At 70.4% G+C, this 12834-nt stretch carries 10 protein-coding genes; 7 read left to right on the forward strand and 3 right to left on the reverse strand.

The annotated features are described in order from the left end of the window. The first annotated feature begins 663 nt into the window (after positions 1-663). A complete protein-coding gene (locus tag Msi02_RS05625; protein ID WP_204047356.1) occupies positions 664-2952 on the forward strand; it encodes an HNH endonuclease signature motif containing protein in 2289 nt (762 codons plus the stop codon). A 281-nt stretch (positions 2953-3233) separates the two neighbouring features. Here the strand turns inward: Msi02_RS05625 and Msi02_RS05630 are convergent, their stop codons facing one another. Then, complete coding sequence (locus tag Msi02_RS05630) at positions 3234-6299, reverse strand: AAA domain-containing protein (RefSeq protein WP_204047357.1); 3066 nt, start codon at positions 6297-6299, stop codon at positions 3234-3236. Between the two features lie 208 nt (positions 6300-6507). Between Msi02_RS05630 and nhaA the strand changes: the two genes are divergently transcribed. Beyond that, entirely contained in the window at positions 6508-7815 is a 1308-nt protein-coding gene (gene nhaA, locus Msi02_RS05635) for a Na+/H+ antiporter NhaA (protein ID WP_204047358.1), read from the forward strand. Positions 7816-7841: 26 nt separating this feature from the next. Here nhaA and Msi02_RS05640 read toward each other — a convergent pair whose 3' ends face one another. Further along, positions 7842-9017 carry a cytochrome P450 gene (locus Msi02_RS05640; protein ID WP_204047359.1) on the reverse strand — a complete coding sequence of 392 codons (1176 nt, stop codon included), beginning with the start codon at positions 9015-9017 and terminating at the stop codon, positions 7842-7844. 358 nt (positions 9018-9375) lie between these two features. On the opposite strand from Msi02_RS05640, the gene Msi02_RS05645 reads away from it, so the two are divergent. From Msi02_RS05645 to Msi02_RS05655, 3 genes are all read left to right on the forward strand, one after another. Further along, a complete protein-coding gene (locus Msi02_RS05645) occupies positions 9376-9612 on the forward strand; it encodes a hypothetical protein (RefSeq protein WP_079312593.1) in 237 nt (78 codons plus the stop codon). Positions 9613-9738: 126 nt separating this feature from the next. Then, positions 9739-10677, forward strand: coding sequence for an aldose 1-epimerase family protein (locus tag Msi02_RS05650; protein WP_204047360.1), 939 nt, complete (start codon positions 9739-9741; stop codon positions 10675-10677). A gap of 348 nt (positions 10678-11025) precedes the next feature. Beyond that, the gene (locus tag Msi02_RS05655; protein WP_179154934.1) at positions 11026-11493 is read left to right on the forward strand and encodes an ATP-binding protein; all 468 of its coding nucleotides are present in this window, start codon (positions 11026-11028) and stop codon (positions 11491-11493) included. A 16-nt stretch (positions 11494-11509) separates the two neighbouring features. On the opposite strand, the gene Msi02_RS05660 is transcribed toward Msi02_RS05655, so the two are convergent. After that, on the reverse strand, positions 11510-12031 hold the full coding sequence (locus tag Msi02_RS05660) for a shikimate kinase (protein WP_239108146.1): 522 nt from the start codon (positions 12029-12031) through the stop codon (positions 11510-11512). Between the two features lie 87 nt (positions 12032-12118). Here Msi02_RS05660 and Msi02_RS05665 point away from each other — a divergent pair, with 87 nt between their 5' ends. Beyond that, entirely contained in the window at positions 12119-12379 is a 261-nt protein-coding gene (locus Msi02_RS05665; protein WP_030505976.1) for a DUF6458 family protein, read from the forward strand. Positions 12380-12423: 44 nt separating this feature from the next. Next, on the forward strand, positions 12424-12816 hold the full coding sequence (locus Msi02_RS05670) for a ChaB family protein (RefSeq protein WP_079312585.1): 393 nt from the start codon (positions 12424-12426) through the stop codon (positions 12814-12816). Positions 12817-12834 lie beyond the last annotated feature (18 nt).

Raw genomic sequence — 12834 nt, forward strand, 5'->3', positions numbered from 1 at the left:
CACCTTCACCTCCCGGCGCTCCGCTTCGTCCCTTTTGGCTGGTGGCGTCCGGGCCCGCCGGTCCTGAAGGGGCCGAGTGCGGCGACGCGTACGCCGTCGACGTAACGTGCGCGCGGTCGCTGAACCCTGATCACGCTTTCGCCGCGGCTGATCTTCCGCCAGGCCCAGGGCTGCGGAGGCCAGCCCTGAGCCTGGGTTGTGATCCCACGTTTGTACTGGTCAGGCTCGTTTTCGAGTGTGTGTTCGGTTATCCTTGAGGTAGTCGTTGCGGAGTGAGCTTGGTTTGTGGCCCAGGTGCCGAGTGATGAAGTAGCCGAGTCTGTTGAGTAAGTCCCGGTCCGGGCGGCCGGGAACCAATGGTGCTTTCGTCTCCGGCTCTGAAGGGGGTGCCCGCCAATGCCAGGCCCGTCCAGCTCTTCCGCCGTTGACTTGTTTGAGGTGCCCTCCGGGCAGCCCTCGCCTCATGAATCACCGAGGCAGCCCGTGGTGCCGGCGCCTCCCGTGTCTGGCGCGTCGTCTTCATCGCCTGTTCCGCCCATGCGGTCTGCTTCTGATCACGCCTCCTCCTCTTCGTCCGGCGTGGCCGGGGCCGGCGTGTTTTCGCTGCCGCGGACCGCGGTTCCGATTCCGGACGGGCTCACGGTGATACCGCCGGGTGCGGAGTTGGCCGCACTGCTGGCCGAGGTGAATGTGGAGCGCGTGTCGGGGTTCGACACGGTGGAGGTGCTCAAAGCGGCCTACCGGCAGGTCTGTCATGACCGGGCGTGGTTCTTGCGGGTCTTGCTGGAGGTGGGGCTGCGGGACTCGTTCTCGGGTGACGAGGTGGCGCGGTTGGAGGTGCCGGATGAGTTCGGCCCGGATGAGGTGCGGGCGGCACTGGTGTGGTCACGCCGCCGCGCCGATTCGACGTTCGAGCTGGCCTGGAATGTCCACCGCCGGTTGCCGATCCTGGGAGAGGCGATGCTGGCCGGGACCCTGGACGAACCCCGGGCGGTGGCGTTCGTCCGCTGGACCCTGGGGTTGACCGACGAACAAGCCGCCCTGGTGTGCGACCAGTTGGTGCCACAGGCGTCGTCCTGGACGGTGGGGGAGTTGATCGAGCGGATCCAGCGCCTGGCGTTGGCGCTCGACCCCGCCTGGGCCGAGCGCCGGTACGCGGAGGCGGTACGCCGCCGCCGGGTAGTGGGGACCCGCAACGAGGACGGCACCGCGACGGTGTCCGGGCTGGACCTGCCCCTGGATCGGGCTGCGGCCGGGTGCGACCGGATCGACGAACTGGCCCGGGCGTGCAAGCGGGCCGGGGACCGCCGTCCCATCGACCACATACGGGTGGACCTCTTTCTCGGCAGTCTGGACGGCACGTTCGAGGGCATGTCGGATGAGGAGATCACGACCCACGTCCTCTGTCACCCCTTTCATGACACCCCCGACGCGCGGGAAGACGATGCCGGCAACGCCCCCGACGATGGCACCGGCACCGGCGGTAGTGGCCACGACCCGGACGACTCCGGGGGCGATTTCGGCGTGCGTCCTGCCTCCGACCCCGACCACCCCGGCGGCGGTGGTGGCGTGCACGCTGACAGCGACTTCGATGAGCCAGATGGCGGCAGCGGCGGCGCCAGCGGCATCGACAGCACCGACAGCACTGGTGGCACCGACGGCACCGGCGGTTTCGCCGACGCCGACAGGGGTGCGGCCGTGCTCGACAAGGCCGTGCCTGAGAGAGCCGTGCTCGACAGAGCGGGGTTGAGGCATGCCCGAGCCCAAGCTCATGCATGGCCGGACGCCGGTGTCTGGGCGGGCGCCGGGGGTTGGACGGTGCGGGAGATCCGGGTGGAGCTGACCACGCTGCTCGGCCTGGACGAGCATCCCGCCCATCTGCCCGGCTGGCGAGTGATCCACCCCTGTCTGGCCCGGCGCATCGTCGCAGGCATGCTCGGCGGGCAATGGCGATACGCCATCTGCCACGACAACGGCCACCTGGCGCTGACCGGACTCACCCGGGCCCGCCCCCACACCCCTGGCCAGAACCGCCCCGCCCGCGACCGGCGGCGCGGCGGCATCGTCGAACTGCAGATCACCCTCAGCCATCTGCGGGTGCTGGCCGCCCAGCCCGCCGACACCCTTGGGGCGTGGGCGCCGGTCGTCGCCGACCTGTCCGCCCATGCCGCACCCCTCCTGACCACTGGCCTGGACGCCACTGCTTCTGAAGACACCATGCCCGATGGCATCGCACCCGACTGCACTGACCCGGCCGGCTCCGCACCCGACAGCACCGCTCCGGGACGCCCGGTCCAGGACCGCGATGAGACCGGCGCCCGGCGCGAGGACGGCATGGCGGATGGCATGGCGGACGGCGTGGCGGACGGCGTGGTAAACGGCCCGGTAGACAGCCTGGTGGATGGGCGAGCAGAGGGGTGGGAGGACGACGAGGCGGATTCGGAGCGGCGGCGTCAGGCCGGAGCGGCGTTACGACGATACGTGCAGATTCGGGGCCGGGTCTGCTCCTGGCCCGGCTGCCGCATGCCCGCCACCCGAACCGACCAGGACCACATCCTCCCGTGGGCGGAGCAGGGGCCCACGAATGCGGAGAACCTGCACCTGGCCTGCCGCCACGACCACCGCGCCCGGCACCACGGCGGCTGGCGCGTCAGCGCCGCAGGCCCTCACCTGGTCGTCTGGACCAGTCCGCTGGGGCACCGCTATCCCAGCCCTCTCCCGAAGATCATCGTCTCCGTCTGTGACCCCCACCCCCGCAGCCGCACCTCAGCGCCCTACCGGGACCTCGGCGATCTCCCCGACACCCCCACGATGGTCCCGGCCCCCGAACCACCACTCCGGCAGGAGGCCTCCCAACCGGGCACGGGAGTAGCAATGCCACCGCAATCGGACGGCGACGCCGGGACACGCGGATCGTTGCTCGGAGGCGAACGTGACGAACCGCCCTTCTGACACAGCCACACTCGGCAGGAGATGTCGGATACCGGGCGGCTTGGCGCCGACCGATCGGACATGGAGCGGCTTGGCGCCGACCGGTCGGACACAGAGCGGCTGGGCAGGCTTCGACACAAGGCCGAGCGAGGGCCCGAGCCAGTGGAGAGGGCTGGCTGATTTCGGGGTGTCCGGCCCGCTGCGATCGTCCCTGCCACCGTCCAGTACGACCGGCAGTGTGACGGTCAGGCGGCGGCAGTGCGGCAGCAGTGCGACCGGCAGGGCGACCGGCACTGTGAACGTCAGGGACTCGACGGCGGAAGCCATCGACGGACGACATGCCGGGGGATGTCGGCGTCGACGTGCCACAACTTCCGCCTGCCGTCCCAGGATGCGGGCATTCCTTCGGCTCGCGCCACGCGCTTCAGCTCATCCTTGTCCTCGAAGGGGACGTCGAGATAGAGACGGCCGCCGACGACCTCGCCTGGACGAGGCTCGCCGTCGCCGTCCGGCCGGGGCCCGGAGGAGTCACGCTGCGGCCAGGGGCGCGCGGGGCGTTCCATGCGAGCTCGCTCGACGATGTGGCGGACGCGTCGGCAGGACCCCGGATCGGTGATCCGCATCATGAGATCGGTAGGGCCGCTGTTGGCCAGGAGATTGAGGGATCCGTGCCACAGCACGGTGTCATCGAGGATGAGCACCTTCTCATGCATGCGCTCGCGTGTCGCGACCTGGCATCCGGCAGCCCGGAGTTCGTCGATGAGGGCCTTCCGGCGTACGTCCTCCGCTTGGTCTCTCGTGTGAACGGTGACCCGCACTCCTGCCTGGACGCGCGGCGCGAGGTGACGGAGCCACTTGTGCACGGGGTTCGGATCGAGGAACGCGCAGTAGATCTCGATGCTGTGCCGGGCGCGGGCGATGTCCCAGGCGACGGCTCTTGGCACCTCGTCGGCCGGGAAGAACGCCGGTCTCGCCAGTTCCTCCTCGGGCAGGCCGGCGAGGTCGGCAGCGCAGCGGAAGGGGACGAGGTCGTCCACGGAGAGCCTGTGCGCATGCCGTTCCAGATGGTCGAGCATGCGCGCGGCCTCGCCGGCCGGGTTGAGCTTGGCGCGCAGAAACTGGGTGTCGGCCACGACGACGAGATGATCCTGCGCTCGGCTGAGGGCCACGTTGAGCAGGCGGCACGTGGAGGAGGACAGCCCCAGGCCCTCGTAGAAGTAGCCGGGCTTGTCTCCCGATCCGGCGACCGTGTCGATGACCACGAGGGGACGCTGGCTGCCCTGGAAGCGGTGGACCGTGTCGACGAGTCCGTCGCAGTCCTGGCCGAACCGGTAGGCCAGGCTGTCCCGCAGCGCCTTGACCTGCGCCTTGAACGGGGCGATCACGGCCATGCGGTCGGTGGGACGCTCGCCGGCGCCGAGGTCGGTCCACTTGCGTGCGGGGAGGACCTCGTCGTACTGCAGGCCACGGATCAGCTCGTGGATGACGGCCTCGTGCACGGCATTGGTCGTGTGCGCGCCGTACCTGGCCGTGGGGTTGGGCAGGCGGCGCGAGGTGGTGTCGACCAGAATCAGCGGCCCGCTGAGCAGTGGCGATGAGGGAAGCCGGCCGCGGTCTTCCCGACCGGTGCGCAGAGGTGCGTCCGGGTAGGCGACCACGTTGACCACCTCGCAGATCGCCGGTCGCATCCGGTACTGCGTGTCCAGACAGACCAGCCGCGGATCGTCGCGGAGGGCCCTGCCGGCGGCGTCGACAAGCCCCGCCGTGGTGAAGGGATCCCGGTCCATCCAGAGCCGGGCGTGCTCCCGGTCTTCCGGGGAACTGCTTCGGTCACCGGAGGCTTTGGTCACCGCCGGCAACTGGCGGAAGTCGCCGGCGATGACGAGGCGGCGACCCGCGAGCCCCGCGACGCACCAGGCGGATGGGGTGTTCACCATGCCGGCCTCATCGATGACGACCACGTCGATCGAGTCGAGAAGCTTGCGTGACTGCACCGCCTTCGCGACCGTCGTTCCCAGCACCATGCAGTTCGCGCGCACCACCTCGGTGATCTTCTGTAGTTTCTGCTCCAAGCCCGGCAGATGCTGCCGTAGCCGGTCAGCGGCCTCCTGGAGCGGGCCGCGAGCCGGGATGGCGCGAAGCCGGCCGCGCTGGACCGACAGCGCGCGTTCCGCTTCGGCGAGCTCGGTCGCGTACTGCTGCCGGGCAGCATGCGCGAGGGGAAGCTCGTTGCCGGCCGCGGTCAGTTCCTGTTGGCGTTGCCATCGCATCCGGGCGAGCTGCTCCAGCTTGGCCTGCTTCTTCTTGGCGAACAGCCCGGTCGGCAGTCCGATGCTCCGGATCTCGTGGTCGATCTCGCCGATCGCCCGCTGCGACAGCTCAATGCACTGCTGCAGCAAGGCGATGCGCTGACCGGCCCCGTCGTGGTCGGTGCGCAGATCGGCCAGCCGCTCCTCCGCGGCCGCCACATCCGCGTGCAGTGCAAGGTCCTGGAGAGCCGCATCCAACCGGCGGCGGACGTCGGCGATCTCCTCCACGAGCGAGGCGGACAGCCGTTCGGCGATCCTGGCCGGGTCGAGCTGCTCGCCGAACCTGGCCGCCAGCGAAGGCAGTTCGATGTCCCCGGCTCGTTGCACCAAACCCCTGTCGAAGCGTTCCTCGCCCGACAGCAGATCGCAGATCCGCTCCAGCGCCTGGTCCACGGCCACCTTGGTGGGGGCGACGAACAGCATGCGCAACCCCTGCCGGTAGCTGCCTTCCACGATGGCGGCCACGACGTCGGTCTTCCCGGTGCCCGGCGGTCCCCAGACACAGGTCAGCTCGCTCTCCAGCGCCTGTTCGACCGCCCGGCGCTGACCGTCGTTGAGCGTGCGCTCACGGTATCCCCGGATGAACCGCTCCGGCGTCGCGCAACGCTCGGTGCGGGGCCGCCCCTGGCCCATCAGCCAGCCGGCGGAGGTCAGGTTGACCGAGCCCGTGGCCCCGCCTGCCGACTCCAGTCGCTCGACGACGGCCTCCCAACCGGCCGTTTCGTCCGCACGCACCTGTGCCTGGATGGGCCCAGTGCCGAGATCGGCCGGTGTGCGGACTTTGACCTTTCCGTCGGGCATGCGCCGTACTTCGGCGCTCGACCAGGCGTCACGCGATCGGGAGAGGCGGATCAGCAGCCTTTCTCCGGCGAAGGCCTCCTTCCACGCCTTGCAGGAGAACAGGTATTCGTACTTCTCCGCGCTGCGGCCGAGCCGGCGTCTCTCGGACAAGGAGAGCTTCTCCCCGTCTCCGTCGCTTCGCAGCTCCGCCGCGATCTCCAGACGTACGGCACGCAGCAACTGGTCGACCGGAAAGGGGGTGTGCCGCGGACCTGACATCTCGCTCCCGTGGCAAGGGGGCCGACAGGGTCGTGGTACGGATCGAGAACCTACCGTCTCCGGCCCGTGTGAACGGGCACTCCCGAGGAAAATCGGTGGGACGAAAGGTGCAATGGGCAAGGATCCGGGCGGGTGCCCATAGGATGGACGCGGGGTGCCGGGAAGTCTGGTCGGCGGTCATCGAACCGAGCCCGGAAACGGAGCGCCCATGGCCTCTCCCCGCCGACTGTCCCTCCTCGGTCCCGGTTCCCGGGCCGAGACCCGCCGCATCGCCGACATCCTCCGCAAGGAGACGATCGGCGGCGCGCTGCTCCTGACCGCCGCCGTCGCGGCCCTCGTCTGGGCCAACTCGCCCTGGTCTGAGGCGTACGCGGGGCTGCGCTCGGTCACGGTGGGGCCGGCCGGGTGGCACCTGGACCTCAGCCTCGCCAAGTGGGCCTCGGACGGGCTGCTGGCGATCTTCTTCTTCGTCGCCGGCCTGGAACTCAAGCGCGAGTTCGTGGCCGGCGACCTGCGTGATCCCCGCCGGGCCGTCGTGCCCGTCGCGGCGGCGGTCGGCGGTGTGATCGTCCCGGCTCTGCTCTACCTGCTGGTCAACTCGCTTATGGACGGCGCGATGCGGGGATGGGCGACCCCGACGGCCACCGACATCGCGTTCGCGCTGGCGGTGCTGGCCGTGGTGGGGCGGCGGCTGCCCGCCGCGCTGCGTACGTTCCTGCTCACCCTGGCCGTCGTGGACGACCTGCTGGCCATCGTGATCATCGCGGTGTTCTACACGTCGCATCTGTCGGTGCTGCCGCTGCTGGCGGCGCTGGTGCCGCTCGGCGTCTTCACCGTGCTGGTGCAGCGGCGGGTGCGCTCGTGGTGGCTGCTGCTCCCGCTGGCCGGCGTGACCTGGGGGCTGGTGCACGCCTCGGGTGTGCACGCCACGGTGGCCGGGGTGCTGCTCGGCTTCGCCGTACCCGTCCTGCGCAGTGAGAAGGCGGGCGGTCCGGAGGCGGGACCGGGGCTCGCCGAGCACTTCGAGCACCGGTTCCGCCCCATCTCGGCCGGGGTGGCCGTGCCGCTGTTCGCGTTCCTGTCCGCCGGTGTGCCGCTCGGCGGGCTGGACGGTGTGACGAACCTGCTCGCCGACCCGGTGTCGCTGGGCGTCGTCGTCGGGCTCGTCGTGGGCAAGCCGCTGGGGATCATGGCGGCCACCTGGCTGACCGCCCGCTTCACCCGTGCCGACATCGACGAAGGGCTCGCGTGGGTGGACATCGGCGGGCTGGCGATCCTGTCGGGCATCGGGTTCACGGTGTCCCTGCTCATCGGCGAGCTGGCGTTCGGTCCGGGCACGGCCCGTGACACGCAGGTCAAGCTGGCGGTCCTGACCGGCTCACTGGTCGCGGCGCTGCTGGCGACGGTGGTGCTGCGGCTGCGCGACCGCGCGTACCGGCGGCTCGCCGACGACGACGGAACCGCCGGGCCCGGGGACGCCGAGCATGTCAGCGGCGGGCGCGGCGCGGGCCGTTAGGCGCGACCGTGACCGGATCCGGGCGCTCACCACGTGACGGGCAGCGCCTGGATTCCCCCGGCCAGCCTGTCGGTGTGCGCCTTCAGCTCCTCGTACGGCACGGCGAGCGCCAGGGTGGGGAAGCGCGTGAAGAGGGAGCCGAAGACCGCGCGCAGTTCGACCCGGGCCAGGGACGCGCCGAGACAGTGGTGCGGCCCGTGGCCGAAGCCGACGTGGGGGTGGGGATCGCGCCGCCTGACGTCGAACGTGTCGGGGTCGGGGTAGACGCGCTCGTCCCTGTTGGCCGCCGGGGTGGACAGCATGACCAGCTCGCCCGCCCGGATCAGCACCCCCGCGACCTCGACGTCCTCGTGCGCGTAGCGCACCAGCCCGTGTTCGCTCGGCGAGGCGACCCGCATGATCTCCTCGACCGCACCGTCCACGAGGGAGGGGTCGTCCAGCAGCGCGTCGCGCTGGGCGGGGTTGCGCAGGAACAGCAGCACGCCGTAGTCGATCTGGTTGACCGTGGTCTCGTGGCCGGCGAACAGCAGGCCGCCCGCGATCCTGGCGACGTCGTCCTCCGGCAGCGAGGCGTCCGCCAGGTCGGAGTACACGTCCTCGCCCGGATCGTCCCGCTTCGCCTTCACGATCTCGTAGGTGTAGGTGTTCATCTCCATCTGGGCGGCGGCGGACCGCTCGGGATGGGTGAGGTCGGTCATCGCCTCGGCCATGGCCCGGAACCTGTCCCTGTCCTCGTACGGCACGCCGAGAAGTTCGCAGATCACCTGGATCGGCAGCGGGAGCGACAGGCCGGCGTGCAGGTCCGCGGGCGGGCCCTGCTCGGCGAGCCCGTCGAGCAGGTTTCCGACCAGCGCCCCGATGCGGTCCGACAGCCTCCGCATGCGCCGGGCCGAGAACGCGGGGGCGAGCAGGCGCCGCATCTCCTTGTGGATGGACCGCTCGGTGGCGTACTCGCCGGTCGGGCCGCCGAGCAGGGCGTTGTTGGACAGGCGGGCCGCGGTCTCGGGGGCGGGGTGGGAGCGGCCGAACCTGTCGTCGGCGAACACCTGCCGGATCTCCTCGTAGCCCGTGACCAGCCACGCCTCGTCGCCCATGGCGGTCGTGACCTTGGTGATCGGCGCTCTGGCCCGCAGTTCGCCGAAGCCGGGGGATATCCCCAGGACGTCCGGCCGCTCGAACGGCAGCCGTGGGAGTCCGGGCATAGGTGACCTTCCCTTCACTCGATGTCGGCCCTCTCGAATCTCTCCCCTGACTTTCTGTCCGGCAAGGTAGTAAAACCATGTCCGGTGTGACTGGAGACGCGACGTTTGCATCGTGCCTATCCTGTGCCCGCGCCATGCCTGCCCCGCGAACACCAGCGCCGTTCCGCTACCCGGCATGACACGGGTGGTACAGGAGGAACGGGGATCAAGTCGTGGTGAAGTCACCGCATCCGGCGGAAGATCTTCATGAGAGCCGGGGTGGCGGCGCCGCCGGAAGGGGGAGACCGCTTCTCACTACCAATCGTGTCCGGATGAGCACATCGTTGTCTCCCGGCACAGAGCCTGGAGGTGGTGACGAGTGCGGTTCTCAGCCGAGGACGCTGCCTGGAGACAACTGAGCAGCGAGTACGCCGGTCGCTGGTCGATCTGGAGAAGCGACGCCGGCCGCTGGTACGCGACCCGGCTGACCAGGTCGCTGTCCCGGATCGAGATGGACCGAGGCCTGATCATGACCGCATGCGGTGAGAGCGCGGAGGAACTGCGCGCGCTGCTCACCGCACAGGAGGGCCTGGCGGGCCAGACGCTCTCCTCGTGACACCCAGAACGTGACACCCAGAACGTGGGCCCGGGCCGCCGGGCTCACGGCCCGCGGAGCCCAGCCCTGAGGCGTCTTCGCAGGGTCCTCTGCGAGTGTCGTGGGACGGATGGGAAAATCCCTCTCATGACAGCACCAGCGGTTCGCGAACCCGTTCCCCCGACCGGCACGCAGCACACGATCGCCGCGCACGGATACGCGGCGACCGTCACCGAGGTGGGCGGGGGCCTGCGCGCCCTGACGTACCGCGAACGGCCGCTGGTCATGTCGTACCCCGCGGACGCGCAGCCGGTGGGCGGCGCAGGGCAGTTGCTGCTGCCCTGGCCCAACCGGGTGCGCGACGGCAGATACGACTTCGACGGCGAGACCAGGCAGCTCGCCATCACCGAGCCCAGGACCGGCAACGCCGCGCACGGCTTCGCCCGCCTGATGCCCTGGACGGTCCTGGACCGGGACGACGCCTCGATCCGGCTCGGGCTGCGGCTGTTCCCCCAGCTCGGCTATCCCCACGTGCTCGACCTGACCGCGTCGTACGCCCTGGACGAGGCGGGCCTGGAGGTCGAGGTGTCGGCCGTGAACGTGGGAGACGGCGTCGCGCCGTACGGCATGGGCGCGCACCCCTACCTCACCCTCGGCGAGGAGACGGTGGACGACGCCGTGCTGGAGGTGCCCGCGGCCGAATGGACCCCGGTGGACGAGCAGAAGATCCCGGTCGGCCGCCGTCCGGTCGAGGGCACGGAGTACGACTTCCGCGAGGGACGCCGCATCGGCGGCACGGTGCTCGACACCCCCTACACGGCCCTGCGGCGCGACGACGACGGGCTGGTGCGGGCCCGGCTCCGTACGGCCGACGGCTCGCGGGGCGTGGAGTTGTGGGCCGCGCCCGGCGTCGAATGGCTCCAGGTCTTCACCGGCGACACGCTCGCCGAGCCGTATCGGCGGGCCGGAGTGGCGGTCGAGCCGATGAGCTGCCCGCCGAACGCCTTCGCGACCGGCGAGTGCCTGGTGCGCCTGGCCCCGGGGGAGCGGGTCGCCCACCGCTGGGGAATCACCGCGCTCGGGTGAGGGCATGCCGGACGAAATTGCCCTTATGCGTCATGGCGGATATGTAGGGCGATTCCGGTCTGCCTGCATCAGCGGGCCGGGATGGGCTTATTTCAGTTATTTTCACGGCGGCGCCGACCGCGCGGTCGCGCTTCGCGGTCGCGCGGCGGGGACCGGGAGCGGCGGACGCGGCGGCGCTGACGTGCGTACTCGCGCCGGGGCGCGGAAGACCGCCGGACTTTTCCCCTTCGTGGCTATCACGGATCGGGCATTGACCGGAAACAATCTTGTTTCTATGAATTCACATGACTGCGTTGCGTGCCGTATCTTGAGCCGTGGGAGCGCTCCCATGAGCCTAAGGAGGCGCGCGTGACTCTCCCCTTCGGTACGGCGCCGGTCGACCCGGCCCCCGTCTGGACCGCGGAATGCCTCCTGCCCGCAGTCGGCGCGAGTGTCGCCGAGGCGCGCGCTCTCGTCCGCCGCGAGCTCGGCCGGTGGGGCCTGGACGAACTCGTCGACGACTGCTCCCTCATCGTGAGCGAACTCGCCTCCAACGTCGTACGGCATGGCGGCAACGTCTTCACCCTCCGGCTCGGCAGCAACGGCACCTGGGTGTACGGCGAGGTCTTCGACCAGGGCGAGGGCGTGCCGCACCAGCGCGAGGCGGACATCGACTCCATCGGGGGCCGTGGCCTGCTCATCGTGGACGAACTCGCCGACGACTGGGGAGTGGCCGGTTCGGGCCGGGGCGGCAAGACCGTCTGGTTCCTCGCCGGGGCGGGCAGCCCGTCGCCGCTGCCCGTCGTCCCGCACCAGATGCGCATCGCCGTCGGCTGACGCGCCACTCGGCGTTTCAGCGGGTCTTCGCACCTTCGAGGTGCGCGAGCACCGTGGCCGCGATCTCCTCGGGCTTGTGCGTGGAGGGGTCCACGGTCAGGTCCGCCACCTCCCGGAACCCCGGCAGCCGCAGGTCGCGCTGCTCGGTCAGCATGCGTACGAGGTCGGGCTTGAAGTGCGGGCGGTGGGGGCTCGACTTCATCCGCTCGGCCAGCACCTCCGGCGGGCCGTCGAGGAAGACCACGAAGGCGGGGGCCAGCGCACGGCGCGTCTCGGGGTCCTCGACCGTGCTGGCGGCGGCCGCTATGACGGGGGAAGGACGGGCCGCCAGCGCCTCCCGCAGCACCAGCGCCTCGCGGGCGTGCAGTTCGTCCGCGCCCAGACCGGCGGCCATCGCGGCGGCGGTCGCGCCGTACCTGGCCTCCAGATCGGCGTCGCTGTCGCGCATGGGACGGCCGAGCGCGTCGGCGAGCAGCCGGGCGACGGTGCTCTTCCCCGCGCCCATGAGTCCCATCACCACAATGGGGGTATCGGTCATGATTCGCATGCTGCCCTATACGGGCACCCGCATGCGACGTTTGGAATCCGTGGAGGGGATAGAGCAGAAGGCGAAGGAGGAAAAGCCATGACCATCGCCGGAAGCATCATCCTCATCATGCTGGGGGCCATCCTCACCTGGGCGGTCGACTTCACCATCGCGGGCCTCGACATCCAGGTGATCGGGGTGATCCTCATGGTGGGCGGCCTGGCCGGGCTGCTCTTCGGCATCTGGCGCCTGACGACGGTCCGCCGTAGGACCACCGTCACCGCCGCCGCCCCCGTGGACGCCACCGCCACCCGCCGCCACGTGTACGAGGAGCGGCGCTACGACGACCCCACCATCTGACCCCCTCCAACGGACTTCCGACGGTCTGAAGGGAGGCATGGACCATGCCAGGACGTGAAGAACTGCCCTCGACCCTGGAGCGCTCGCCCAAGGAGGCCCAGGAGACGTGGATCAAGGCGCACGACTCCGCCGTCGAGACGTACGGCGAGGGCCAGCGCGCCCACCGTACGGCGTTCGCCGCGCTCAAGCACTCCTTCGAGAAGGTGGGCGACCACTGGGAGAAGAAGGAGGGGCGCGGACCGTCGGACGAGCAGGCGAAGAAGGGCACGCCGAAGCCGGGCAAGACGGCCGAGGGTGTCGACGCGAACGCCTCCAAGCACCACCTCTACGACGTGGCCAGCCGCCTCGGCATCCCGGGCCGGTCGAAGATGACCAAGGACGAGCTCGTGGACGCCATCAAGAAGGCCAACCGCAAGGCGACCGCCAAGGCACGCTGACCTCTGCCGTGCGCCGCC

This window comes from Microbispora siamensis (assembly GCF_016863095.1).
GTDB classification, from domain to species: domain Bacteria; phylum Actinomycetota; class Actinomycetes; order Streptosporangiales; family Streptosporangiaceae; genus Microbispora; species Microbispora siamensis.